Source organism: Halalkalibacter akibai JCM 9157 (assembly GCF_000513135.1).
Classification (GTDB): domain Bacteria; phylum Bacillota; class Bacilli; order Bacillales; family Bacillaceae_D; genus Halalkalibacter; species Halalkalibacter akibai.
This window is the reverse complement of record NZ_BAUV01000015.1, coordinates 1-25,102: the sequence shown is the minus strand read 5'-3', so window position 1 is coordinate 25,102 and position 25,102 is coordinate 1. Positions and strand designations below refer to the sequence as shown.

The window sequence follows — 25,102 nt, the reverse complement described above, 5'->3', positions numbered from 1 at the left end:
AGCTTTTAGAAGGTATTAATCAAATTAATTTTATGATAGTGCCTATTGAGAATTCTTATTCTCCTTATTATTAGCAATAACTCGAATCCAACGATACAGCAGTACATAGAAAACAAGTTGAATCAAAAAAGTGTAAACAAAATCAAGTAAGAGATCGTTTGTAGGATCATAATATCCAGACATGGTGAATAAAGCGATAATCATATATAGTCCATATAAAAGTGTACCGTAGACAATTATTCTGATTGAAATCGGTAAACTTAAACAAATATATCTTTCAATAAAGACCTTTCCATCTCCTTTTTGATTGATGTTAAAACAAAACAATAAACCAAGTATTGTTATAATAGAAGTAATCAGTAGCTCTATCATCCTTTGTAAATTAGAAGCAAATTCAATAGTGTAATACCCTACAAAACCACTTAATACAATATAAATAAAGAAGTAAATGAATTTCTCTTTTTCTGTTATTTCATTATTTTTTAATTTAAGAGCCAGCTTTTCTATGTTCCAAATAATCATGTGAATCTCCTTACTTACATTATTTTAATAGAGTAAAAGTTACAATCAGCACATAAATCAATATAAACAACCCGGTCCCTTTTAAGATTAGTTTGGCATAATATAATTGCATGAGCTTTTTGGAGTCGGGTAAAACTTTTTCTTCTTCACTACCTGTCATTTCTTTAACATCAAAAGGTTCATCCATCATTTCCAGAAGTTTCTTACACTCCTGGCAATTGTTAATATGCTCTTTAATCAGTTTCTCAGTTTCAAATGAACAATCTCCTTCTATATAAAGAGGCAGTAAATCTCTAATTAGAAAACAATTCATCTATATCATCCTCTTTTTTCGCTATACATTTCTTAAGTTCTAGCTTAGCTCGGTGTAAATTTGTTTTCACTTTAGACAATTTCCAATCTAAAACTTCTGCTATTTCCTCATAAGTTAATTCTTGAAATTCTCTCAAAATTAATACATGTTGATAATCCTGTTTGAGCTTAAAAATAAGATGTATGACTTCCTGTTGTTTTTCTTTAAGTTGAAAAGAAGCAACTGGATCCGAATACAATGTTTGTTCCATTGGCTGCACAATATCAATGGAATGATAGTGAAATTTTGTATCACGTCTATACCAGTTGATAAAGGTATTATGTGCAATGGTATAAAGCCATGTTTTAATAGAAGACTTACCTTGAAAAGAAGATAAGCCATTAAACGCTTTAATAAATGTATCTTGTGTTAAGTCTTGCGCTAGTTCTATTCTCTGCACACGTTTAAGAAGGTAACGGAATATTTCATCGTAATATTCTATATATAAATTTTCAAGACTATCCCATTTTTTCATTACCAAAGATACCATATAGACATCCAGATCGAGAGCGCGAGAAAGAAGCCATACATAATAAATGTAACGATCTTTATGGATTTTATTTTTTGATAATCTTCTGTATTCCGTATTACTTCCATGTTCTTCTCCTCTGTACCTCTACAGTTCTCACATGTCTTTTCGTGATTTTTCATCCATTTGACCGTCTCTTCTTCCACTTCTTCATCCACATATAACTCATATAATGATTGATAAATTGAACACTCATCCTTTTTATTCATATAACGGCTCCACCTCTTTTGTTTCAATATTGACTAAATAAAGTTTGCGTTCGGAGCTACCATATGGTTGAACAACAACTAGCCAAGCAGGCTTAATTTCATCGTGCTGATTAATGACATGTGTAAACCTAGTTCGTGTTGCGTAAGGAAATTGGCCAATATGATCTAGAACTATTTCAATAGCCTCTTTACTTCCAGCATTTTTTGTTTTACTTTTTGGGATCGAGAAATAATCAATCGCTTTATCATAGCTGAAGAATGTATCATTATGTTGATAACCGAAACGATGCTCATACATAAGAAATCTATCAGACGGTTTTTCCATAGTCCAAACCCACCAATTACTTTCTCTATGTCGAATCCATTTAGACTTCGAAATTCCTTTCTCTGCTAAAAGACGGTTTTCCCACTCACTGAAGTTTTGGTTCTCAGGAAAATCCCCATTAAAACTAATAATCTCCCCAGATATCCCGTCAATTGTAATGTTATGACGTTCCTTTGTTTCCAGCATTAATTCAATTCTTCTATTGCTATAACCATATTGAACTCTTCGAATGGCATAGGGCGGTACTTCAAGATCAAGGAGTTCGAACCAGTTCGTTAATTTTTCTTTAATACCACTATTTGTAACCCTTGTATTTCTTAATGAATCAATCTGATATACATCTGCCCATTCATGCATCTCCATAAGTGTTTCATTCTCCCAGATAAGAGTAGTACCAGGGTATGTTTCTTCAATAACAGAGCCATCTGAATACGTGGGCGCAATATCAACTGATACCCTATTTTCAGAATCACTCACTGTAAAAGAAAGTCGGTCTTCTGGAAGTAAATTTCTTCCTAATGATTCTAACGTTTTCCTAGAGAGTGAAATATAGTCTTCGTTTGTCAACGATGAGCCTTTCACTGAATGATGTTTATGAAAGTTTAAGACCATTCCTGATACACCATCAATATCAATTGAAAAATTTTCGTTGGAGAATTTATAGACGTTATGAAAGTCTTCATTTGGACGTTGATAAAAATAGAATTCCTCATCTCCCGTTAACTTCATTGCTAAATTACGAGCTTCATTAAATGTAAGTAAATCCACTTCTTCAAAAAATCTTAACTTCACTTCTGCATCTGTTGTTGCCAATGCAACATCCCCTAGGTTATATAAGGGGTTCATAAAAAGAAAAAACAAGGCAACAATGGCCACTTGGAGATAAGATTGACCTTTATGAAAAGCTGGTTTACTTGTCGATTCTAATAAATGATATGTCATTAGTAGGGCTAGAAACAAAGCGAAATTTGTCAGCTCCATCAAGTTATGCATTCTTATTCCATTCCCCTGAATAAAAATCGGTAAGATCGGCATTATTACAAGAATATAAAACAAAATTAGTTTGTTTAGATTAAACGTCCAGTAATTTTTGAAAAATAAAATCAAAAGTGCACTAATGAACGAGATAATAATAATTAGAAAAATGAAGCTACCTAGCTCAAATTGATTGCCTATCATAAGATAAATGGCAAAACTTGTTAATAACTGTAAAACAGGTAATGACAAAACGGCAATATCAAATGTATAGAAAAGTCCTTTAGTCGCTTTTTGATTAATGGTGAGGATATAATAAAAACCAACGATAAGTACATAGCCATAGGTTAAAAAATATAAAAATTGCCTGATAGATTGGTCCTTTTCATAATATATACTTGTTAGTTCAGTTAACTTTACTTGGTGATGCATTTCGATCGACAATCCAATTAGTAAGATGATACGTATAGCAAAGCCAATATAAAAAATAACACGTTCCTCTCGAACTTTACTTGAAAAAAATCTTGCAACAGCATACAAAATTAATGCAGTCATTAAAAATTGAATAATTAACTTGCTATAAATACTTAATAAAAAATAATTTTCAATATGTAATATAATTCGACTAACCCATTCCATAACATTCTCCTTTTGCTCGTTTTGTTGTATATCTGTATGGACAATGAATGGAGTGAAAAGTTTCAAAATATGTTGTATTTTTAAAAGAATTATTTCAATTTGTTAGTAAGCTATTTTTTAACAAGAAAAGACGCTTCAATGTGAGCGTCTTTTCTTGTTATTTTATTCAGGCAGTAATATTTTAAAAGTTGTTCCATCGTGTTTGACTGAACTCACAGTTAATATTCCTTTATGTGATTCTATAATATCCTTACAAATGGATAATCCAAGACCTAGACCTTGTTCTTTAGAAGAATGGAAAGGAGTGAAAATGGATTTCTGTTCCTCTTTAGTCATTCCATCACCAGAATCTACAATCTGAATCTGAATATATGATGAGTCATAAACGTTAACATGTGAGAGTGAAATAGTAATGGTACCCTCGTCTATGATAGCTTCAATCGCATTTTGTATTAAGTTAATCAAAACTTGTTTAATTTGAGAGTCATCAATCATTACTTCCCAATTTTCAACTTCATTTGATGAAAAGTTTATGGATACATTTTGTAAACTAGCTTGGTTATTCATAAGAGTGACAATATCACTAATAAGAGCCTTAATGTTGCTCTTTGTTTTCACTTGTTCGGCTGGTTTTGCATCATGACAAATTGAGTGACTAAGTTTTTTATTCTATCTAATTCATTAGAGATAATCATGAAGTGCTTTCTTGACTTTTCTGTTTCAATATCATCTTTTAATAATGTCATAAAGCCAATAATAGATGTTAACGGATTTTTAATTTCATGTGCAAATCCTGCTCCAAGTTTACCGACAACCGATAGTTTTTCAGCAGCGATCATCTGTTTTTCTAATTTAATTCGCTCCGTTATATCTTTGAATTTACCAAATGCACCGGTTATATGATTTCTTTCATTATATAGAGGCAATGCATCAAACAAACAAGTTCTTCGTTCATTGTTACGATCAATCACAATTTCTAGATTTTCGTATTTCACTCCGGAACTTAAAACTAGTGATAGATACTTACTTACAGGTTTTACCGATTCAACATGAGTTCCTACTAAATGTTTTTTTGAAAGACCCGTTATCTCTTCGCCAGCGGGGTTAAATTCAGTAATGATGCCCTCTGCATCGGTTATGATAATGCCACTTTGTGTTGAATCTACCATTACTTGATGCAATAAATTCAGTCTTCTGTTTTGTACTCTAATTTTTAATTCACGCTCAATTGAATCAACCGCTGAAGAAATCAGCCCTAAATGAAAAGGACCTGCATAATCAACCGAAGTCATGATAGAGATTGTTCCACATATTGGTTCCGGATTATCGTATGTGAATGGCGCTGTGATACATGCAGATGAATGTAAACAATGATGATAATGATCATCACCTATTAATTTAATCGGTTCCTTTAAGGTAAGAGCTAAAGAAATAGCATTTGTTCCAACATCTTTTTCTGTAAACAAAGTACCCACATGTATTCCAAAAGATTGAATGACATTTTCTATCATCTTATCTCCGTATAAATCTAAAATATAACCTTTATCATCAGAAACCAAAACTAAGGTCGGTGTACCTTCCATAAAGGTTAAAAGTTTTTTTATGAATTCTCTAGAAACCGATAGAAGCTCTTTGTACTTTTCCTGCCTTAATTCGATTTCTTTTTTCACTAAACTAACTTTAGGAAACGGAATATCCGATGGATCCTGATGATAAAGATCTTTGCACCGTTGTTTAGACTCTAATATATAGGTTTTTTGATGGTTCATTCTTTTAACTCCTCATGACCTTAAGAGAATTCAATGTGATAGATGATCAAGATAAGTGTATAGGTCTAATTATCTAATTTTAATTAATAGTATCATATTTTTACTGTAAAGACGAAGAAATCTTTACATGTATCTTACACATGTAATGAGTCGCACTTAAATTTATATGTTTAACACTCTGAAAAGAGTAAATCAGTGTGACGGCCATCATAGTTATGTCAAACACAATTTGATACATTTATAACAGCAAAGATATTACATGTTCTATTTGAAAGGGGAGGTTAGTTAAGTTTATAGATTTAAGAGATCTCAAGAAAGTGAGTGAGTAAAATGAAATTAAAGAAAAACAGATGGTTAATCGCTTTGTCTGCAATCGCAATCCATTTATCTATTGGATCTGCCTATGCTTATAGTGTTTATAAAAACCCCATAGTGGAAACTCTCGGCTGGAAATCAACACAAATTACACTTGCGTTTACTTTAGCAATTGCATTCCTAGGTATTTCAGCGGCAAGTTTTGGCCGTTTAGTTGAAAAAAAGGTCCACGCTTTTCAGCCATTTTAGCTGCCATTCTATTTAGCCTCGGGCAAATAGGTTCAGGGTTTGCGATTGCGATTCAATCTTTACCTCTATTCTTAATCATGTACGGGGTTGTTGGTGGAATTGGGCTTGGGCTAGGATATATTTCTCCCGTCTCTACACTAGTTAAATGGTTTCCTGATCGAAGAGGCCTAGCTACAGGGATGGCTGTATTTGGTTTTGGTGCTGGTGCGTTAATTGCTAGTCCTATTGCTGCAAGATTGATTGAGGGCGTAGGAATTTCAAATACCTTTTATATATTAGGAACAACGTACTTCCTACTTATGATATCAGGCGCTCTTTATATTGTTCGCCCTCCAGTAGGTTGGTACCCTAACAAAATAAAAGTGATCAACCAACCATCAAATAGAACAATCAAAACAGATCTTTCTCAACTTACTGCTAATGAAGCTATTAAAACAAAAAGATTTTGGCTACTTTGGACGATGATCTTCATCAATATAAGTTCAGGAATTATGATCATATCAGTTGCTTCCCCTTTATCACAAGAAATGGTTGGTTTAAGTGTCGCATCAGCGGCTTCCATGGTTGGATTGATGGGAATTTTTAATGGTGGTGGGAGAATTGGTTGGGCCAGTATTTCAGATTATTTAGGACGCCCAACTGTCTTTTCTTTGTTTTTTATTATACAAATCATAGCATTTATGACACTGCCTCATGTAACGAACGTCATCCTATTTCAAATGCTTATTTTTATGATCATGACTGTGTATGGTGGTGGTTTTGCCGCTCTACCCGCCTTTATAGCTGATATGTTTGGTACGAAAGAATTAGGAGCCATTCATGGATATTTATTAACAGCCTGGTCTGCAGCAGGTGTAGTAGGTCCAATTGCCGTGTCTTTCTTTCACGAAGCTACCGGGAATTACAACCTTACATTTTATTTCTTTACAGTCCTGTTAGTAATTGCGTTTATTGTCTCCATTTTCATTCAATTTGACATTAAGAAATTACAAGCAAAACCACGACTTTTGAAAACAGGGTGAATGTTTCTTTATTTGAAAAATCATGTGAAAATATTCACAAGGGCATTAGAAATAATGTCCTTGTGAATTAAGTATTTGTTATTTTACTAACCTCACGACAAATTTGGCAATCATATGTTGTTCCTCCACTGATGATTCTTTCCATAGATCTGTTAATAGCCTCTCCTGATCGTTACATGGGTCTTCATTAGCCTGTAGATAGTTGCCTAGTTCAGTTGTAATTCTTTCTAGTTCTTCCTTCTTACTTTGTTTTAACAGTTCACCAAGGTGCTCCTTCCATTCTTCAAAGGAATTCAAGATTGGCATGATATGTCACCTCCTTTTGTTAATAGTTTCCTCCTAATAAGAATCGGATATGTGGAAAATGATACAGTTCACACAAAGTTCAACACTCCAAGTGCTGAATGATTTTACTAGAACCAAGCTTCCTTTAGTAATTTAATCCCAGCAGTTAATTGTTGTTCCTCTACCCCACCATATCCTAGTAGAATATTTGGAACTGATTCAGTATTATACTCATGATAATAAACAGATGTGGGGTACACATTTACTTTCTTCTCCCTTGCTTTATGAATCAACTCTTTTTCTGTTAGTCCAGCATTTACGTTAATTAATAAATGTAAACCTGAGTTTTCTCCGATAATTGATACTCTATCTCCCAAATGCTCTTGAATAGCTGCTATTAATATTTTTTGTTTTCTTCGGTAAATGGTACGCATCTTATTCAAGTGCCTATTAAAATAACCGTTTTTCATAAATTCAGTTAATGTATGTTGATGTAATCTAGAAACGGTTTGTTTATAAAGAGTAAAGTTATTCAAGTAGTTATCTAAAAGTATTGGTGGTAAGATCATATAGCTAATTCTAATAGATGGAAGTAGAGATTTTGAAAATGTGCCTAAATAAATGACGCGATTATTTGTATCAAGCCCTTGAAGTGACGGGATCGGTTTTCCCTTAAACCTGAATTCACCATCGTAGTCATCCTCAATAATATAGCCGTTAGACTGAACAGCCCATCTAAGCAATTCTATTCTTTTAGTGACTGGCATTACGACACCTTGCGGAAATTGATGTGAAGGCGTTACGTATACGACACGCGCTTTACTACGTTCGAGCTCGGTCACACTTAGCCCGAAATCATCCAATGGGATTGGTTTAATATTCACGTTTTGATCTAATAACACCCCTCGTGTACGATGAAATCCCGGTTCTTCTAATGCAAAGGTAGTGTCTCTCCCTATAAGCAATACTAGGAGACTTATTAGATATTGTGTTCCTGCGCCAATCAAAATTTGAGATGGTTCACAAATTACACCTCTAGACTGATAAACATGCTTTGCTATTTCTTCTCGAAGAGCCAAATCCCCTTGCCTGTCTCCATTCATAAAAAGCTTATTTTGCTCTTCATATAAACTTTGAATGGTTAATTTCCTCCAGAGAGAATATGGAAAATGATCTAATGCAATACACCCATGGCTAAAATCAATTTGATAAGTTGGTTCAACTGAGAGATTTTCGTTCAATTCTCTATTATTAATTGAAATTGGATTCATGTATAGACCTTTAATATCATTTACATAGAGCCCTTTTCTAGGTTTACTATCAAGATAGCCCTCTGCAACTAACTGTTGGTACGCGGCTTCTATCGTACTTTGACTCACTCCAAGATGAGTAGAAAGCTGTCGTTTTGAAGGCAATTTATCTCCTGGTTTTATCGTATGACTTTCAATTTCATGACGGATGTATTGATAAAGTTGAATATAAAGTGGGACTTTTCCTTCTGGGTCTAAATGCAATGTAATCTCAATCAAGATAACCTCCTCCTACATTACTGGCATGGTTATTTATATTATAACTGACCCTTTTACTTATGCCAGATGGTTATTATAATTTTTTTTAAAGGAGGTAGTTTTATGACTCAAATTACGTACAGTAGTACTAAAACGATCAATGCAGAACAATTAGCAGCTTTATTTACTATGTCAGGTATTAAAAGACCCATTGATGATTTAGCCAGACTCCAGAGGATGATTGATCATGCTGACCTGATCATTACCGCTTGGGATGGTCCTGAAATTGTCGGTATAGCGAGGGCAATTACTGATTTTAGTTATTGCTGTTACTTATCTGATTTAGCCGTACACAAGGAGTACCAACAGAATGGTATAGGGAAAAATCTCATCAAAACTGTTCAAGAACACATTAGTAATGAAGTTGTTTTAATTCTCTTAGCGTCAGAAACCGCTATGAATTATTATCCTAATATCGGTTTCAAAAAAATTGAAAATGGATTTAAAATACCTAGAGTTAGGTAACCGATCAAAAAAAATCACATAGTTATCTTGTTATCGTTTATACTGAACATAATACAGATATATTAAGGAAAGAAAGGGATTAAACTATGTCAGAATCAAATCAAGATACACCAAAGAAGAAAATAAGCCTTCAAGAAGCAGTAAGACAGCAATTAGAAAATAAAAAGAAACAATCTACATCTGGTAAATCATTCTCAAACCAAAGCCACTCAACAAAACAACTGAAGAGTCAACAAACTAAAAAGCAAAACAATCAACGCAAAAGAACGGGTGTCTAAGGCTGACTCCTTTTTATAAAACGACTTAAGCTAAGTTGTTTATTCTAGCTAGAGCTATCCTTTTTTCATTTGCAATGATTGACTTTTGAATAATGTGTGTTCAGCTGAATTTTAATTACTGTTCTATTAATGTTATAGTTAGATAGAACACAATAAATTGAGTGGGTGAGTAATATGTTAGAAGTAAAAGCTTCTCGGTTAAGTGACGGGGAATTTAATAGAGGTGTATTTGCTACTTGTGATATTAAAAAAGGAGAGTTAATACACGAAGCACCTGTTGTACCATTGCCGAACGAGGAACACGAACACATTGAAAAAACAATCCTTGCTGATTATGTATATGAGTACGGAATCAATCATACTGCAGTTGTTTTAGGATTTGGAATGCTGTTTAACCATTCGTACGAGCCGAATGCAACGTATGATATTAATTTTGATAACCATACATTTGATTACTATGCTTACAAAGATATTAAAAAAGGCGAAGAAGTTCTCATCAACTATAATGGTGATGTTGATGACAATGAACCATTATGGTTTAACAAAGAAGACTAGCCTATCATGAAACCAAAACCAGCCGATTCTTAATTAGAAGGCTGGTTTTTCTCTTAACAGCAATGTTTTTCTATTTTGCTGATTCTAGTATCGATTTTCTTTGGAACCTAGCTGTTTGAAGGTCCATTTCTAAGTCTAGATTCCTGTAACACGCCCAATATTCTCGCCTATGCTCTCTTTCTGGAGAATATAACTGATCCCTAGTTAATTTTAACGTTAGTATTCGTTTATTTAGTCCTTGTAGCACAGTTTGAATCGTTCAAAAATCCGCTCGCCATCATGTACAGTGTACCATTGGTTATTATTGGGGTCGCATTAGCGTTAACCATTACCCTAACACCACTTAGTGTAAGGACATTCATAGGACTCATTGTTTTAGCTGGTATAGTCGTCAAAAATGCAATTCCTAGCAGATGTGATTACAGAGATCGTGATCGAAGAAATAACAAAAGAGATAATAAAGAATATTCATTTGCTAAACGAATTACGGTTGTGTTAAGGTGCTCAAACCTTTTAACACAACCTTTTTCACATAAAAGAATTCAATGAAAATGCCAATCTCATAATAACTGGAAACATTTACAATCCGCTTCTTTTCTTTTCTCACACATAAAAAAATCATTTCTCCACAATACTAATCTCAAAACCAAGAAAGAGGTGTTTCAAACATGGCAAGTAACAACAATAATTCAAATCAATTATTAGTTCCAGGTGTACAGCAAGCATTGGATCAAATGAAGTATGAAATTGCATCAGAATTTGGTGTTCAATTAGGAGCTGACACAACTTCCCGTGCAAACGGCTCTGTTGGTGGAGAAATTACAAAGCGCTTAGTTCAAATGGCTGAGCAACAAATGGGTGGAACTCAGTTTTAATCAATGATCTAAAGAAAGTTTATATGAAATGGGGTTCTCCTAAATGTCTGAACGTAGACTTTTAGAGAGGCCTCATTTTTTATATTCTGATCGTACTACTACAAATTTCGTCTTAAGAGAGATACTCTTAATGACCTATACAGCTTCACATTACATCTTCTCAGGTGCTTTAATCCCAAGTAACCTTAACCCTTCTTTCAAAACAATCGTGATTGATTTTACTAAAGCCAATCTACCTTGTTTCTCGTTATCCTCTGCAAGAATTTTCACACGACTGTAATAAGTATTAAACTCCTGAGAGACGTCTAATAAGTACTTAGAGATTTGAGATGGTTCATTTAAGTTAAAACTTCTCTCAATTACATTTGGAAATTCCATTAATATTTTGAGCACTGACCAACTGTGATTATCACTTAACCCAAGTACATTAAAAAAATCATTCGTATCATTTCCCTTTCTTAAAATGGAAGTGGCTCTTGCATGTGTGTACTGGACATAAGGTCCTGTAGTCCCTTCGAACCTCAACATGTCTTCAAGAGAAAATTCTACATTATTCTGCCTTTCATTTTTAAGATCATGGAAAATAATTGCGCCTACTCCAACCATCTTAGCAACTTCACTTTTATTTTCTAGATCAGGATTTTTCAGTTTTATATTTTCTTCAGCTAACTCAATAGCTTCCTTAATTACGTGTTCTAAAAGTACTACCTTGCCTTTTCTCGTTGACATCTTCTTTCCTTCTTTTAAGATAAAACCAAATGGAACATGCTCTAAACCTTGTGACCATGAATAACCCATTTTTTCAAGAACAAGAAACACTTGTTTAAAATGCAAGCTTTGTTCTTGCCCAACTACGTACAATGCTTTTTCAAACTGATATTCCTTTTGTCTAAACATGGCAGCTGTTAAATCTCTAGTTGCGTAAAGTGTGGCTCCATCCGACTTTCTGATTAAACATGGCGGTAAATCAAACTCCTTTAATTCAATCACATCTGCACCCTCTGATTCCTTAATTAGTTGCTGATGATATAAATGTTTGATGGTTTTATCCATTTTATCATTATAGAAAGCTTCTCCTTGATAAGAATCAAACTCAACGTCTAACAATCCGTAAATTTTAGAAAACTCTTTCAAAGATTCATCCCTAAACCATTTCCAGAGTATTTTGGCTTCTTCGTCACCATCCTCTAATTTCTTAAACCAATACCTAGCTTCGTCCTCCAAATTAGGTTTATTTTCAGCTTCTTCGTGGAACTTCACATATAAATGCAATAGTTCTTTTATAGGATTGTTCCTAACTTGCTGTTCTTCTCCCCAGAGTTTATAAGCTACGATCAGCTTACCAAACTGAGTCCCCCAGTCTCCGAGGTGATTCACTTTAATTATGTTGAACCCGCACTTTTCAATAATATTCGAAAGTGAATTTCCAATTACAGTAGACCTTAAGTGCCCCATTGAAAAGGGCTTTGCGATATTTGGTGAAGAAAAATCTATAACCACATTTTTACCCATCCCAATGGAATGATTTCCGTAATGATTACCCTCACTCAAGATTGTATCCAATATCCGTTTACTCACAATCTCTTTGTTCAGAAATCCATTTACATATGGTCCATCAGCAACTACGTTCTCAATAAAAGGATGGTTTATTTTACTAGCCAGATCTATTGCTATAAGATTTGGGGCTTTTTTTAATAGCTTAGCAAGAGAGAAACAGGGGAAGGCCATATCCCCTTGTTGTTCGTATTTCGGATTCTCAATTAATTTCTCTACCTCGTTTATTGATAACAGATTCTCTAAATGAAGAACAATTTCGTTTGCAAATATCTTTTTAAATTCCATTCTTTTCCTCACCCTTCTATTATTATGGTTAAACAACAACCTTTCTTAAAAACACAAAAAATCTCTCTCTAATTAGAGACGAGATTTCCCGCGGTACCACTCTTATTGTTCCCAAAGGAACCTTCTTACAGATTAATAACGGGTTCCCCCGACTACACCCTAATATTTTCAGGCTGCATCTCCGAAGTGCGCTTCATTATGAGACATCCATTAGGCTTTCACCATCCCTAACTCGCTTTAATCCATCATCATAACTACTCTCTTCATCATTGATTTTGATATTTTGACAGTATAAAAAAATTATTAATATAAATCAATATTAAACTTTTTTAGATTGCGTTAATCCAAAAGGTTTTCTTACATTAAATCATGAAAATAAAACCGTTATGAATTTAGAATCTGTTGATAAGCATATTAATACTAGTTTCAAGATCAATGTTGAAGCATAGCCTTCATGTCATCATCAACATTCGTAATTAATTTAAGACCAAAAGCTTCTTGTAAAACTCCTAATACCCCTGGAGTGATCCATTCTGGTGGTTTAGGTCCAATACGAACATCTTTAATTCCTAAACTAAACAGCCCTAATAAAATCGCAACAGCTTTCTGTTCAAACCAAGAAAGCACAATACTAACAGGTAATTCATTGACTTCGCAATCAAAGGCCTCTGCTAAAGCAAGTGCAATTTTCACTGTCGAAATAGAGTTATTACACTGACCTAAGTCTATATAACGAGGAATTCCTGTGTCTGCTACTGTTCCGAAATCATGATCATTAAATCTAAATTTTCCACAAGATGTTGTTAAAATGACCGTGTCATTAGGTAAGCTAGTCGCTAAATCCCGATAATATTTCCCTCCTGGACCTGGTGCATCACAGCCAGCAATAACAAAGAAACGTTTAATCTTTCCTTCTTTAACCGCGGTTACAATCTCTGGTGCAATTCCAATTACTGTATTATGATGAAAGCCCGTTGTTAACTTTTCTTCACTTTGCATATTTGCTTCTGGCAATGACAAAGCTTTTTCAATTAAAGGGGTAAAGTCATCATTCATGATTTTCTCCACTCCTTCTAATCCAGCAACTTCATAAGAAAAGAAACGATCAGCATAAGTCCCTTTAATTGGCATAACACAGTTTGTTGTTGCAAGGATAGCTCCTGGAAACTTTTCAAATAAACGACGTTGGTCGAACCATGCTTTTCCTATGTTTCCTTTTAGGTGGTTATATTTCTTCAGTTCTGGGTACCCATGAGCAGGAAGCATTTCTGAGTGTGTATAAATGTTAATTCCTGTTCCTTCTGTTTGCTTTAACAGTTCTTCTAGGGCAAATAAATTATGTCCTGTTACAACGATCGCTTTTCCTTCTACTTTATTTTGGCTAACCGTAATCGGTTCTGGAACTCCTAATTTCGCAGTGTGAGCAGCATCTAATAACTCCATCACTTTTACTGCCGAAGATCCTACCTTTAATGCCATATCAACATGTTCCTGTAAGTTAAAGTTTGAATTAGTTAAAGTCATATAAAGTGCCTCATGTGTAATGGCATCTACCTCCGGGCTCGAATAGCCTAGTTGTTTCGCGTGTGTTGCATATGCTGCGATTCCTTTTAAAGCGAATACAAGTGTATCTTGTAAACTTGCAATATCTTCATTTTTCCCACAGACACCCACGATTTGACATCCTCCAGTTGGTGTTTGTTCACATTGATAACAGAACATAACGAATCGCCTCCTAAGTAATAAATAACACTTCTATAAGATGTATTTTATATACTACTTATCAAAAATACTGTGATATTTATCACAAATTAGATTATTTTTCCACCAAATCATAAATAAGGCCAATGAGTATCTTAATTCAGTGGTTATCTTAAAGCTTTTCGGCACATGTCTTATCCATTAATCCCTTTATATGTAAAAAGCTATTGAGAATCATCATCTCAATAGCTTTTTTTACACCATTTGTAACCACTTTTTAGCTTCCATTACTTTCTCTTCAGAAGGCGGTTCAACCTCTTCTAAAGGATATTTGAGTCCCAATTCTTTCCATTTATAAACACCTAATTTATGATAAGGCAAAATTTCTACCTTTTTTACATTATTTAATTGATTAAGAAACAATCTCAAGGCGAGCAGATCGTTCGTATCATCACTTATGCCAGGAACCAATACATGTCTCACCCAAACTGGGAAGTTTTTCGCAGAAAGTAATTTAGCAAACTTTAAAATATGATCATTCTTCATCCCTGTTAAGGCGTGATGTTTCTTGGAGTCAATATGTTTAATATCAAGTAAGATTAAATCAGTTAATTCTAATAGCAGATCTAATTTTCTTAGAAACTCAGGATGTTCCTGAAAGCAACCACCAGAAGAATCTATCGTTGTATGAATGCCACGTTCTTTACATTTTGTGAATAGTTCAATTAAAAAGTCGAGATGAAGTAATGGCTCACCACCAGAAACCGTGATTCCCCCATTGCTACTTTCAAAGTACGGAAGATAATGCTCTAAATCAGCCATAATATCATCAACGCTCATGTCTTTGCCTTCACCAATCTTCCATGTATCTGGATTATGGCAATATTGACAGCGTAACAAACAGCCTTGCATAAATACCACATACCTTAGACCCGGTCCATCTACTGTTCCGCATGTTTCTATAGAATGTACTTTCCCCATCATGTAAAATCCCTCATTTTCTAAAGTAGTCAGCCCCGACCTTTTCTCGGGGCTGAAACTACAATCCTATTATAGTGATTCGTGGAATGTGCGATTAATAACGTCGATTTGTTGATCTCTAGTTAATTTAATAAAGTTTACTGCATAACCAGATACACGAATCGTTAGCTGTGGATATTCTTCAGGTCGCTCCATAGCATCTAAAAGAGTTTCACGGTTAAATACATTGATATTTAAGTGATGTCCTCCTTGTTTTGCGTAACCATCTAAAATACCTACTAAATTGGATATTTGATCAACTTCTTCTTTTCCTAGTGCTTTTGGAACGATACTAAATGTGTTTGAAATACCATCTAATGAATCTTCATATGGTAGCTTAGCTACTGATGTTAGTGAAGCAAGTGCTCCTTTTCGATCACGACCATGAAGAGGATTAGCTCCTGGTGCAAAAGGCTCTCCAGCTTTACGCCCGTCTGGAGTCGTTCCCGTTTTCTTTCCGTAAACCACATTACTAGTAATCGTTAAAACAGACATAGTTGGAATCGCATTACGATATGTTTTATGCTTCTTTAGCTTATTCATAAAAGTTTTAACAAGCCATACAGCAATTTCATCTACTCTTTCATCGTTATTACCGTATTGTGGATACTCTCCTTCAATATCATAGTCAATAGCAATTCCATTTTCATCACGAATCACTTTAACTTTTGAATGCTTAATAGCACTTAAGCTGTCGGCAGTAACGGATAATCCTGCAATTCCGCAAGCCATTGTGCGAACGATCTCTTTATCGTGCAAGGCCATTTCAATACGCTCATAGCTATATTTATCATGCATATAATGAATAACATTTAATGTATTCATGTAGATGTCTGCTAACCAATCCATTACCTTGTCAAATCTTTCTAACACTTCTTCATACTCAAGATATTCTGACGTTATCGGAGCAAATTTCGGTCCTACTTGTAGTTTTAATTTTTCATCAACCCCACCATTAATCGCATATAGCAATGTTTTTGCTAGGTTCGCACGCGCTCCGAAAAATTGCATCTGTTTTCCAATTTTCATCGCACTTACACAACAAGCAATTCCGTAATCATCACCAAACTGAGCTCTCATAATATCGTCATTTTCATATTGAATAGAGCTCGTTTTGATAGACATTTTCGCGCAGTAATCTTTAAAGTTTTTAGGCAAATTATTTGACCAAAGTACAGTTAAGTTTGGTTCTGGTGCTGGTCCTAAATTATCAAGCGTATGCAAGAATCGGAAAGAACTCTTTGTAACTAGCGGTCTGCCATCTACACCAACTCCACCGATAGATTCCGTTACCCATGTTGGGTCTCCACTAAATAATTCGTTATAATCTGGAGTTCTAGCAAACTTAACTAATCTAAGCTTCATAACAAAATGGTCCACTAGCTCTTGAGCTGCTTCTTCCGTTAATCTACCTTCTTGAATGTCGCGCTCGATGTAGATATCTAAGAACGTAGATGTTCGACCTAAGCTCATCGCTGCACCGTTTTGTTCTTTGATAGCAGCTAGATAAGCAAAATATAACCACTGGAAAGCTTCTTGAGCTGTTGTAGCTGGTAATGAAATATCGCAGCCATAAGCTTTTGCCATTGCTCTTAATTCTTGCAAAGCTCTTATTTGTTCTGTGATTTCTTCACGATCGCGAATAACTTCCTCAGACATCACACTACTCGTCGCTTCTAAATCTTTTTGTTTTTGTTCAATTAGAAAATCAACTCCGTATAAAGCTACTCTGCGATAATCACCGATAATACGACCACGACCATAAGCATCCGGTAGACCAGTCACGATTCCGGCTTTACGCGCAAGTTTCATCTCCGTTGTATAAGCATCAAATACACCTTGGTTATGGGTTTTGCGATAGTTTGTAAACGTATCTACTACTTTTTCATCAACTTCATAGCCATAAGACTTACAAGAATCCATCGCCATACGAATTCCGCCATAAGGCTGTAAAGAACGTTTGAACGGAACGTCTGTTTGTAACCCGACAATTTGCTCTAAATCTTTGTTTAAATAGCCTGGACCGTGAGAGACGATCGTAGATACAATCTCAGTATCCATATCTAACACTCCACCGTTTTCTCTTTCTTTTTTAGTTAGCTCCATAATTTGGGCCCATAATTTATTAGAATGCTCTGTAGGCTGAGCTAGGAAAACATCATCACCCTCATACACTGCATAGTTACGTTGAATAAAGTTTCTTACGTCGATTCCATGTTGCCATTTTCCTTTTTTAAAAGTTCTCCAGTGATCTGTATTAGTAGCTGTCATAACTGCCATTATAATTCCCCGCTTTCATATACTTCTTATAAATAGTAATTTTCCTCACACACTAATACTGTTTTAAAACCTTTACCTTATCGGTAATCAAATAATAAATCTAAAAAGGAATTCCTCTTATCTATAAGTTTAAACAAATCCTTCTTAAAACAATGTGATATAAATCACAATCTCTATATTAAGTTTGTCAAAATTATGAAATAAAGCAGTGTTAAAGGTAAATGACTCCTTCATTGTTTGAAATGTCGACTTGGAAACTCTTCACTTTACCTTGATCCGGTGCCTGAACCGTTCCGTCTATTAAAGAAATTTTCCAGTCATGAATCGGACAAAATAAATATTCTCCACTAACGAGACCATCTGCTAGCCTACCACCTTTAGGGTGTGGACTTTTGTTCTCAATCGCATACACCTTTCCGTTTGACAAACGAAACACGGCAATTTCTTCGTTATTGACTCGGTAAACTTGACCGATGCCAACCGGTAGTTCTTTAATATTACTAATTTTCACTTGTGTACCTGTCGCAATCATTTTATCTCCTCCTTAGTTATTACTTAACCGTGTAATAAGTGTCTCTTATTGACTCATCTTCAATCGCTTTTTGCCAAGGCTCTTCATAGCGAGCTAATGTTTGCTGCAAACGCTCGTTTAACTCATTTCGCTTCGCTTCGTCAGCTAACACTTCTTTTACTTGTTCTAAGCCAACTCGCTCTAACCACTGGGAAGTACGCTCTAAATACATCGCTGTTTCTCTGTAATATTGTAGGTAAGCTCCAGTTAACTCTAGTACCTCTCCTTTAGTTTTTACTTTGCAAAGAAGGTCACCAGCTCGAAGGTCAGTTCCGCCGTTCCCACCAACATACAGTTCCCAGCCACCATCAAGACCTACAACTCCAACGTCTTTAATACCAGATTCTGCACAGTTTCTTGGACAAGCAGATACTCCCATTTTTACTTTATGTGGCGTATCCAAACGCTCAAACCGTTTTTCTAGCTCAATTCCCATACTCATTGAATCTTGAGTTCCAAATCGGCAAAATGTCTTACCGACACACGTTTTAACTGTTCGTAAAGTTTTCCCGTATGCATATCCTGAAGGCATTCCAAGATCCTCCCAAACAGCAGGCAGGTCCTCTTTTTTCAAACCGTAAAGACCAATTCTTTGACCACCTGTTAATTTCACAAGGCCAACATTATATTTTTCAGCTACATCAGCGATAGTACGAAGATCTTTAGCTGACGTAACGCCCCCATACATTCTTGGGATAACAGAATATGTTCCGTCTTTTTGAATATTTGCATGCATTTTCTCATTCACTAATCTAGAATTTCTCTCATCCACATAATCGTGATGAACCATTCCTAAAAAATAGTTCAGTGCAGGACGACACTTAGAACAACCTTCTTCATTTTGCCATTCTAAAACATTCATAACTTCCTTAATCGTTGTTAATTCTTTTGAACGTATATCATGGACGACTTCATCGCGGTTTAAAGACGTACAACCACAGAGTGTTTTCTTATTGTTCGATTGATCAAAACTGTCCCCAAGCGTATATTCTAATATATCTTGAATCAGTGGTTTGCAACGTCCGCAAGAACGCCCTGCATTCGTACATCCTCCTACTTGTTCAACAGTTGTTACTCCCTCATTTTGAATAGCCTGCACGATCGTTTCTTTCACAATCCCATTACATCCGCAAACAATTTCGTCTGCTGGCATAGAGGCAATGTCATTCGCTTCCCCTTGACCTGCTGCTTGTAAAAATGCAATTGACGTTAAATCAGATACATCTTGTTTTTCAATTAGCATCTTATATAAACGGTTGCTATCTTTTGTATCTCCATATAAGACGATCCCAACTACACGATTATCCCTAATTTGAACTTTTTTATAGACTCCATCGAACTCGTTATGAACGATGATTGATTTTGATGTTGAATCTTCATAAATTTCCCCTGCTGAGAAAAGGTCAATCCCTGAAACCTTTAATTGTGTTCCTGTAATAGAACCTTCATAACCTTTATCTTTTTGATCACATAGCACTTGAGCAAGCACTTTGCCTTGTTCATACAGTGGAGCTACCAGACCGTATACCACTTCTCTATGTTCTGCGCACTCCCCAATAGCATAAATATTTGGCTGGTTCGTTTCCATAAAATCATTCACTACAATTCCTCGATTTACATAAATTCCACTTTCATTTGCAGCCGTTACGTTTGGTTTGATTCCAGCAGCCATTACCACTAGATCTGCTTGAACTTCTGTTCCATCCTTGAAGCGAATTCCTTTTACTCGATCATCGCCAACTAATTCAACAGTTGCCTTTTCCATTAAGAAATTCATCCCTTGTTCTTCAAGTTCGCGTTTTAACATGCTAGATGCAACTGGATCTAACTGTCTTTCCATTAAATGCTCCATAAGATGAACAACATCTACTTGCATGCCTAGGTGAATTAAGCCTTTTGCCGCTTCTAAGCCTAGCAATCCACCACCTATTACAACCGCTTTCTTATATTGCTCTGATGCTTTGATCATCATTTCACAATCTTTGATATCACGGAAACCGATAACACCTTTTTTATCAGCGCCTGGGACTGGTAAGATAAATGGCAATGATCCTGTTGCTAGAATTAATTTATCGTAGCTCTCTTCTCGTCCTTTATCAGTGATTATAATTTGACTCTCTGGATCCACTTTTAACACTGTTTCTCCAGTATATAACTCAATTTCGTTTGCTTGATACCAATCCCAATCATTAATAATGGTTTCTTCAAATCTCGTTTCTCCTTGAAGAACATTTGATAATTTGATGCGATTATAGTTAGGGTGCGGCTCAGATCCAAAGATGGTAACACTATATAAATTAGGATTTATTTTAATGATCTCTTCAATTACTCGAACTCCTGCCATTCCATTACCTACCATTACTAACTTTTGCTTTTTCATTTTCAAACCCTCCACTTGTGCATTGATTCACAATATCTTTCTTACTCACATTGTATTTGTTTTTCCTCACAATAAATGTGAGGTTCATCACAGTTATAAGAAAAATTTAAATGGCACGTATTCAGAAGAAATATAAATGTAAGATATTAATTTTTTCTTTCATTAATTCCGTGTAGCTTCCTTTATATATACAGAAATAACTTCGACTCGTTTGTTATATTTTGTGACGTACATCACTTTCAAGGCTTGAAAATGTTTGTATGATCAATCTTGTAAACGAGATAAAGACGTTAATTTCTATAAATGAAAATGGGGGAAATTTAAATGGCAAGAATTAAAGAATGGCAGCCAGAAAATCAAGAATTTTGGGAACGAGAAGGAAAACGTCATGCAAGAAGGAACCTATGGATATCCGTTCCAACATTAATGCTAGCCTTTATTGTATGGCAGATTTGGTCAGTTGTAGCTGTACGCTTAAATGATATTGGTTTCGCATTTACAGATGAACAATTGTTCACATTAGCAGCAACTCCAGGTTTAGTAGGAGCTTCATTACGCTTTATTTATACTTTTGCAGTAGGTAAATTCGGAGGTAGAAACTGGGTTGTCTTCTCAACTGGGGTGTTAATTATTCCAACACTAGGGATTGGTTTCGCAGTTCAAAATCCAGATACACCTTACTGGGTAATGCTTTCACTTGCAGCGCTTTGTGGACTTGGTGGCGGTAACTTTTCTTCTGCTTTAGCAAATATTAGTTTCTTTTTCCCGAAAAAAGAAAAAGGGACAGCACTTGGTGTTAACGGTGGTTTAGGTAATATGGGGGTTTCTGTTGTTCAATTTGTAACACCCCTCATTATTACGGTCGGTACATTTGCTTTTATTGGTGGAGAAGCTCAAGTATTACCTAATGGCCAAGAAATTTGGTTGCAAAATGCCGCATTCATTTGGGTCGTTCCTATTGTAGTTATGACAATTATTGCTTATTTCGGAATGGATAATTTACCAACAGCTAAACAATCTGTTAAAGATCAATTTATCATTGTAAAACGCAAACACACATGGATTATGACAATATTATATGTAGCTACTTTCGGATCTTTCATTGGATACGGTGCTGCATTTCCTTTACTACTAAGATCTCAGTTTCCTGAATACGTAGCGCTAGCCTTTTTAGGTGCTTTCTTAGCAGCTGCGTTCCGCCCTGTTGGTGGTTGGGTTTCCGATAAATTTGGTGGAGCAAGAGTTACCACATTTGTTCTTGTTGGCATGAGCCTTGGTGCTATTTCTGTTATCTACTTTATTGGTCAACAAAATTTCGTTGGATTTTTAATATCGTTTTTAATCTTATTTATTGCAGCTGGTATGGGTTCGGGTTCAACATTCCAAATGATTCCGATTATCTTCCCTGTTAAAGAAGCAGCACCCGTTCTTGGATTTACGGCTGCATTTGCTGCATACGGATCATTTTTTATTCCTAAATTATTTGGTTGGTCTGTCTCTAACACGGGTACACCGATCACAGCGCTTTACTTCTTTATCACTTTCTATGTGATTTCTATCGCATTAAACTGGTATTACTACCAACGGAAAAATGCAGAAGTTCCTTGTGATAAAGAGATTTTAGAGGCGAAAAAAATCTCTTAATTACTGGCTCATGAAGAGATTGATGAGTTTTGCAAATTAAAGTTTGAAGCACCGCGTTTGCGGTGCTTTTTTCTGTTTGCGAACGCTCGGTTCAGTCTTCATCTACCTAATGAAGACCTTCTTTCTGTCCGTGCTTGCTCGATTCAGTCTTCATCTACTTTATGAAGACCTTCTTTTTGTCTGTGCTCGGTCGATTCGGTCTTCATCAGCCTTATGAAGACCTTTTTTCTGTCTGCGCTCGCTCGGTTCAGTCTTCATCTACCTTATGATGCCCTTTAACTAGTTCTAATCAGATGGAATGAATCTTTAATTTGCTTGTACGAACAAACTAGATATACGTTCTCTTCTCTTTTTTCTAGTAAAAACAGTTATCTGACTACAGCAAAAACAAACTTATTTCATAGTGTATTGAGACACTAAAAAAAGAGAGGGAAAAATCTAGGGAAGAAAACTTTAAAAAAGGAATGTTGATAAAATGCCAGATAATTGGGGCCTTAATCATATTTGTGTGATCGCAAGTAAAGACTATGTCATTAAAGTACGAGCCATGTATCAATCACTTATCGATTACTCAGATCAATTTAAATTATGGATTTGTTGTATAGATGAAAGTTCGTTTTCTATACTGAATAAAATGAATTTGACACATGCCGTTGTTTTTAAAGTAGATGAAGTTGAAAATGACGAGCTTCGTGCACTTAAACAAGAGCGTGCTGTTAATGAATATTGCTGGACATTAAAGGCACCATTAATTCATCATCTATTAATAAGACACGATCTTGAAACAATGTTGTACTGTGACGGAGACATCTTTTTTTCTCTGACCCCAAAGAAATTTTTGATGACTGGGGTTCTGCTTCCATTTATTTATGTACTCAACGCGATATCGACTGGGTCGAAGAAAGGTATGGCAAATATCAAGCAGGCATCATCGGATTTCGAAATGATCAACATGGTCTTGACGGGTTAAGGTGGTGGCGAAGGAGATGTGAAGAATGGTGTTTCTTAGAACCTGAGGAAAACAGATTTGGAGATCAGAAATATTTAGATCATCTACCTTTATTATTTCCAAACGTAAAAACCTCCTATCATTTAGGAATAGATGCCGCACCTTGGAACTGTGTATATAACCATTTCCCACAAGTTTCTAAAAGGAACAACACTGTTTATATTGGAAATGACAAATTAGTTGCTTTTCATTTTGCATGCTTTACCATTTTTAACGAAGATGAATTTGATTTATGGTCTCTGGACTCTGTTAAATTTAGTCGGTCCATCAAAAAACATATTTATGAGCCTTACATGATAAAGCTGGCTGAGGTCATAAAAAGGTTAGCTAGTGAAAAGATTGATGTAAATCCTCTCTATAGTAAAAATCCTACATCTGAAGCACGCTCGTATTATAAGAACACAAAATTCCGTAAAAAGATGGATCAATATGATGAATTTTATTGTTTTACTACTATCTTGAGTAAAGATTATCTATTGAAAGGATACGCTTTATACGAATCTTTATTAAATCAAACTGAGGCCTTTCACCTATGGATCTGTTGTATGGATCATGAGAGTTTGGAAGAATTAAAGAAATTAGACTTAAGTAACGTTAGCCTTATCCCTGTTTGGGAAGTTGAACAAAATCTATTAAACCAAATAAACCATAACCGCACTATGAAGGAATGCTGCGCAACGATGAAAGCACCTTTATGCAAGCATATTCTCGACAACTATAGAGAGCTTGACCATATAGTGTACTGTGATGCAGATATGTACTTTTTCTCTGATCCAAAAGCCATTTTTGAACAATGGGCAAATTACTCTGTTTTTCTATGTACAACAAGAACAACAGAGTTACACACAAATAATCACGGTTTATATCAATCTGGTTTAATTGGTTTTAAACAAGAATCAAATAGCAAACATATTCTCTCGTGGTGGAGAGATCATTGTGTAGATTGGTGCTATAATACTCTTCTTGATGAAGAGGATCGTTGGTTAGATCAAAAATATTTAAATGACATTCCCAATCAATTTGAAAATATAAAAATAATGGATCATATTGGAATAAACGTCGCTCCGTGGAATCTTCTATTTATGGATATAGATCATTACAAGACTTCCAAACAAAAAAACAACATTTTTATAAACGAGACACCATTAATATGTTTTAATTTCAGTAGTATGTTCCTAATTAGCTCAACTAAATTCGAACTTTGGAAATACAATCCGCTTCCATTCACGAAATCATTACTTGATGTTATCTACGAACCCTATATAAAACATTTAAACGCTATTTACAAAAAGCTAAACAAACAATTGAAAAATCCTAAACAATTCTTATCAAATATTCCTACTCATTATTCTGCTCAAAATATTTATCACTTGAAATAAATGAGAAACCGTATTGAATGTTTGATGTTCGATACGGTTTTGATTTCTTCCTAAATATATTATTATGTTCGGTTTTTCGTACAACTAAAAAGAGCTCGATATTCACCATAACCTTTCTCTTCTAACTCATTCAACGGAATAAAACAGAGGGCTGCTGAGTTCACACAATATCTACGTCCTCCTCTTTCTTTTGGACCATCCTCAAAAACGTGACCTAGATGGGAATCTCCATATAAGCTTTTGATTTCAGTTCTTAACATTCCGTGGCTTTGATCGAGATTTTCTTTGAGATGATAAGAAAGAATCGGTTTCGTAAAAGTTGGCCATCCACAGTTATGATCATA

At 35.1% G+C, this 25,102-nt stretch carries 24 protein-coding genes, 1 pseudogene and 1 other annotated feature; of the genes and pseudogenes, 9 read left to right on the top strand and 16 right to left on the bottom strand.

The features are described from left to right. Positions 1 to 42: 42 nt before the first annotated feature. The 7 genes from JCM9157_RS23375 to JCM9157_RS10190 all read right to left on the bottom strand — a co-directional run bounded on the left by JCM9157_RS23375 (position 43) and on the right by JCM9157_RS10190 (position 5,320). Entirely contained in the window at positions 43 to 522 is a 480-nt protein-coding gene (locus JCM9157_RS23375) for a hypothetical protein (RefSeq protein WP_052013073.1), read from the bottom strand. 19 nt (positions 523 to 541) lie between these two features. After that, complete coding sequence (locus tag JCM9157_RS10210; RefSeq protein ID WP_035664435.1) at positions 542 to 835, bottom strand: zf-HC2 domain-containing protein; 294 nt, start codon at positions 833 to 835, stop codon at positions 542 to 544. Next, positions 816 to 1,364 carry a sigma-70 family RNA polymerase sigma factor gene (locus JCM9157_RS10205; RefSeq protein ID WP_052013072.1) on the bottom strand — a complete coding sequence of 183 codons (549 nt, stop codon included), beginning with the start codon at positions 1,362 to 1,364 and terminating at the stop codon, positions 816 to 818. Before JCM9157_RS10205 ends, JCM9157_RS10210 begins: the two co-directional genes overlap by 20 nt. Continuing rightward, positions 1,349 to 1,612 (bottom strand): zf-HC2 domain-containing protein, encoded by a 264-nt coding sequence (locus JCM9157_RS10200; RefSeq protein WP_035664434.1) that lies wholly within the window; start codon positions 1,610 to 1,612, stop codon positions 1,349 to 1,351. The genes JCM9157_RS10205 and JCM9157_RS10200 overlap by 16 nt, the downstream gene beginning before the upstream one ends. Further along, positions 1,605 to 3,551 (bottom strand): hypothetical protein, encoded by a 1,947-nt coding sequence (locus JCM9157_RS10195; RefSeq protein WP_035664431.1) that lies wholly within the window; start codon positions 3,549 to 3,551, stop codon positions 1,605 to 1,607. The genes JCM9157_RS10200 and JCM9157_RS10195 overlap by 8 nt, the downstream gene beginning before the upstream one ends. Positions 3,552 to 3,713: 162 nt before the next feature. Next, a complete protein-coding gene (locus tag JCM9157_RS23370; RefSeq protein ID WP_052013071.1) occupies positions 3,714 to 4,169 on the bottom strand; it encodes a sensor histidine kinase in 456 nt (151 codons plus the stop codon). Next, complete coding sequence (locus JCM9157_RS10190) at positions 4,166 to 5,320, bottom strand: PAS domain S-box protein (protein WP_052013070.1); 1,155 nt, start codon at positions 5,318 to 5,320, stop codon at positions 4,166 to 4,168. Before JCM9157_RS10190 ends, JCM9157_RS23370 begins: the two co-directional genes overlap by 4 nt. 330 nt (positions 5,321 to 5,650) lie before the next feature. Between JCM9157_RS10190 and JCM9157_RS10185 the strand changes: the two are divergent. Then, positions 5,651 to 6,906: pseudogene (locus tag JCM9157_RS10185) on the top strand (L-lactate MFS transporter). 78 nt (positions 6,907 to 6,984) lie between these two features. On the opposite strand, the gene JCM9157_RS10180 reads toward JCM9157_RS10185, so the two are convergent. Continuing rightward, a complete protein-coding gene (locus JCM9157_RS10180; protein ID WP_035664429.1) occupies positions 6,985 to 7,212 on the bottom strand; it encodes a DUF3243 family protein in 228 nt (75 codons plus the stop codon). Between the two features lie 107 nt (positions 7,213 to 7,319). Beyond that, entirely contained in the window at positions 7,320 to 8,720 is a 1,401-nt protein-coding gene (pdxR, locus tag JCM9157_RS10175; RefSeq protein WP_052013069.1) for a MocR-like pyridoxine biosynthesis transcription factor PdxR, read from the bottom strand. 102 nt (positions 8,721 to 8,822) lie between these two features. Between pdxR and JCM9157_RS10170 the strand changes: the two genes are divergently transcribed. From JCM9157_RS10170 to JCM9157_RS10155, 5 genes are all read left to right on the top strand, one after another. Then, on the top strand, positions 8,823 to 9,224 hold the full coding sequence (locus JCM9157_RS10170; protein ID WP_035664426.1) for a GNAT family N-acetyltransferase: 402 nt from the start codon (positions 8,823 to 8,825) through the stop codon (positions 9,222 to 9,224). Positions 9,225 to 9,310: 86 nt separating this feature from the next. After that, entirely contained in the window at positions 9,311 to 9,502 is a 192-nt protein-coding gene (locus JCM9157_RS10165) for a hypothetical protein (RefSeq protein ID WP_035664425.1), read from the top strand. Positions 9,503 to 9,676: 174 nt separating this feature from the next. Further along, positions 9,677 to 10,057: an SET domain-containing protein gene (locus JCM9157_RS10160; RefSeq protein ID WP_035664423.1), complete on the top strand. Its 381-nt coding sequence runs from the start codon at positions 9,677 to 9,679 to the stop codon at positions 10,055 to 10,057. Positions 10,058 to 10,264: 207 nt separating this feature from the next. Then, positions 10,265 to 10,606: an efflux RND transporter permease subunit gene (locus JCM9157_RS26045; protein ID WP_369384725.1), complete on the top strand. Its 342-nt coding sequence runs from the start codon at positions 10,265 to 10,267 to the stop codon at positions 10,604 to 10,606. A 119-nt stretch (positions 10,607 to 10,725) separates the two neighbouring features. Next, positions 10,726 to 10,932 carry an alpha/beta-type small acid-soluble spore protein gene (locus JCM9157_RS10155; RefSeq protein ID WP_035664421.1) on the top strand — a complete coding sequence of 69 codons (207 nt, stop codon included), beginning with the start codon at positions 10,726 to 10,728 and terminating at the stop codon, positions 10,930 to 10,932. Between the two features lie 150 nt (positions 10,933 to 11,082). Here the strand turns inward: JCM9157_RS10155 and argS are convergent, their stop codons facing one another. The 6 genes from argS to nirB form a co-directional block, all read right to left on the bottom strand. Further along, complete coding sequence (argS, locus tag JCM9157_RS10150) at positions 11,083 to 12,774, bottom strand: arginine--tRNA ligase (RefSeq protein WP_035664419.1); 1,692 nt, start codon at positions 12,772 to 12,774, stop codon at positions 11,083 to 11,085. 71 nt (positions 12,775 to 12,845) lie between these two features. Continuing rightward, positions 12,846 to 13,053 (bottom strand) — a binding site (T-box leader). 153 nt (positions 13,054 to 13,206) lie between these two features. Further along, the gene (gene hcp, locus JCM9157_RS10145) at positions 13,207 to 14,496 is read right to left on the bottom strand and encodes a hydroxylamine reductase (RefSeq protein WP_035664418.1); all 1,290 of its coding nucleotides are present in this window, start codon (positions 14,494 to 14,496) and stop codon (positions 13,207 to 13,209) included. Positions 14,497 to 14,730: 234 nt separating this feature from the next. Continuing rightward, positions 14,731 to 15,459: a pyruvate formate-lyase-activating protein gene (pflA, locus tag JCM9157_RS10140; RefSeq protein ID WP_035664416.1), complete on the bottom strand. Its 729-nt coding sequence runs from the start codon at positions 15,457 to 15,459 to the stop codon at positions 14,731 to 14,733. Between the two features lie 66 nt (positions 15,460 to 15,525). After that, the gene (gene pflB, locus JCM9157_RS10135) at positions 15,526 to 17,775 is read right to left on the bottom strand and encodes a formate C-acetyltransferase (protein ID WP_035664414.1); all 2,250 of its coding nucleotides are present in this window, start codon (positions 17,773 to 17,775) and stop codon (positions 15,526 to 15,528) included. A 211-nt stretch (positions 17,776 to 17,986) separates the two neighbouring features. Further along, positions 17,987 to 18,307, bottom strand: coding sequence for a nitrite reductase small subunit NirD (nirD, locus tag JCM9157_RS10130; protein WP_035664413.1), 321 nt, complete (start codon positions 18,305 to 18,307; stop codon positions 17,987 to 17,989). Positions 18,308 to 18,326: 19 nt separating this feature from the next. Beyond that, a complete protein-coding gene (gene nirB, locus JCM9157_RS10125; RefSeq protein WP_035664412.1) occupies positions 18,327 to 20,726 on the bottom strand; it encodes a nitrite reductase large subunit NirB in 2,400 nt (799 codons plus the stop codon). Positions 20,727 to 21,050: 324 nt separating this feature from the next. On the opposite strand from nirB, the gene JCM9157_RS10120 reads away from it, so the two are divergent. From JCM9157_RS10120 to JCM9157_RS10110, 3 genes are all read left to right on the top strand, one after another. Beyond that, positions 21,051 to 22,370: an MFS transporter gene (locus JCM9157_RS10120; RefSeq protein ID WP_035664410.1), complete on the top strand. Its 1,320-nt coding sequence runs from the start codon at positions 21,051 to 21,053 to the stop codon at positions 22,368 to 22,370. A 475-nt stretch (positions 22,371 to 22,845) separates the two neighbouring features. Next, complete coding sequence (locus JCM9157_RS10115) at positions 22,846 to 23,340, top strand: hypothetical protein (protein WP_035664407.1); 495 nt, start codon at positions 22,846 to 22,848, stop codon at positions 23,338 to 23,340. 332 nt (positions 23,341 to 23,672) lie between these two features. Further along, the gene (locus JCM9157_RS10110; protein ID WP_052013068.1) at positions 23,673 to 24,758 is read left to right on the top strand and encodes a glycosyltransferase; all 1,086 of its coding nucleotides are present in this window, start codon (positions 23,673 to 23,675) and stop codon (positions 24,756 to 24,758) included. A gap of 62 nt (positions 24,759 to 24,820) precedes the next feature. On the opposite strand, the gene JCM9157_RS10105 is transcribed toward JCM9157_RS10110, so the two are convergent. Continuing rightward, positions 24,821 to 25,102, bottom strand: a 282-nt coding sequence (locus JCM9157_RS10105) for a peptide-methionine (R)-S-oxide reductase (RefSeq protein WP_035664405.1), incomplete at its 5' end; no start/stop codon positions are given.

Bases quoted from the DNA above. Each gene is read 5' to 3' on its own strand.
- JCM9157_RS23375 (WP_052013073.1), bottom strand. From the start codon at position 522: ATGATTATTTGGAACATAGAAAAGCTGGCTCTTAAATTAAAAAATAAT.
- JCM9157_RS10210 (WP_035664435.1), bottom strand. From the start codon at position 835: ATGAATTGTTTTCTAATTAGAGATTTACTGCCTCTTTATATAGAAGGA.
- JCM9157_RS10205 (WP_052013072.1), bottom strand. From the start codon at position 1,364: ATGGTATCTTTGGTAATGAAAAAATGGGATAGTCTTGAAAATTTATAT.
- JCM9157_RS10200 (WP_035664434.1), bottom strand. From the start codon at position 1,612: ATGAATAAAAAGGATGAGTGTTCAATTTATCAATCATTATATGAGTTA.
- JCM9157_RS10195 (WP_035664431.1), bottom strand. From the start codon at position 3,551: ATGGAATGGGTTAGTCGAATTATATTACATATTGAAAATTATTTTTTA.
- JCM9157_RS10190 (WP_052013070.1), bottom strand. From the start codon at position 5,320: ATGAACCATCAAAAAACCTATATATTAGAGTCTAAACAACGGTGCAAA.
- JCM9157_RS10180 (WP_035664429.1), bottom strand. From the start codon at position 7,212: ATGCCAATCTTGAATTCCTTTGAAGAATGGAAGGAGCACCTTGGTGAA.
- JCM9157_RS10170 (WP_035664426.1), top strand. From the start codon at position 8,823: ATGACTCAAATTACGTACAGTAGTACTAAAACGATCAATGCAGAACAA.
- JCM9157_RS10165 (WP_035664425.1), top strand. From the start codon at position 9,311: ATGTCAGAATCAAATCAAGATACACCAAAGAAGAAAATAAGCCTTCAA.
- JCM9157_RS10160 (WP_035664423.1), top strand. From the start codon at position 9,677: ATGTTAGAAGTAAAAGCTTCTCGGTTAAGTGACGGGGAATTTAATAGA.
- JCM9157_RS10155 (WP_035664421.1), top strand. From the start codon at position 10,726: ATGGCAAGTAACAACAATAATTCAAATCAATTATTAGTTCCAGGTGTA.
- argS (WP_035664419.1), bottom strand. From the start codon at position 12,774: ATGGAATTTAAAAAGATATTTGCAAACGAAATTGTTCTTCATTTAGAG.
- hcp (WP_035664418.1), bottom strand. From the start codon at position 14,496: ATGTTCTGTTATCAATGTGAACAAACACCAACTGGAGGATGTCAAATC.
- pflA (WP_035664416.1), bottom strand. From the start codon at position 15,459: ATGATGGGGAAAGTACATTCTATAGAAACATGCGGAACAGTAGATGGA.
- pflB (WP_035664414.1), bottom strand. From the start codon at position 17,775: ATGGCAGTTATGACAGCTACTAATACAGATCACTGGAGAACTTTTAAA.
- nirD (WP_035664413.1), bottom strand. From the start codon at position 18,307: ATGATTGCGACAGGTACACAAGTGAAAATTAGTAATATTAAAGAACTA.
- nirB (WP_035664412.1), bottom strand. From the start codon at position 20,726: ATGAAAAAGCAAAAGTTAGTAATGGTAGGTAATGGAATGGCAGGAGTT.
- JCM9157_RS10120 (WP_035664410.1), top strand. From the start codon at position 21,051: ATGGCAAGAATTAAAGAATGGCAGCCAGAAAATCAAGAATTTTGGGAA.
- JCM9157_RS10115 (WP_035664407.1), top strand. From the start codon at position 22,846: ATGCCAGATAATTGGGGCCTTAATCATATTTGTGTGATCGCAAGTAAA.
- JCM9157_RS10110 (WP_052013068.1), top strand. From the start codon at position 23,673: ATGATAAAGCTGGCTGAGGTCATAAAAAGGTTAGCTAGTGAAAAGATT.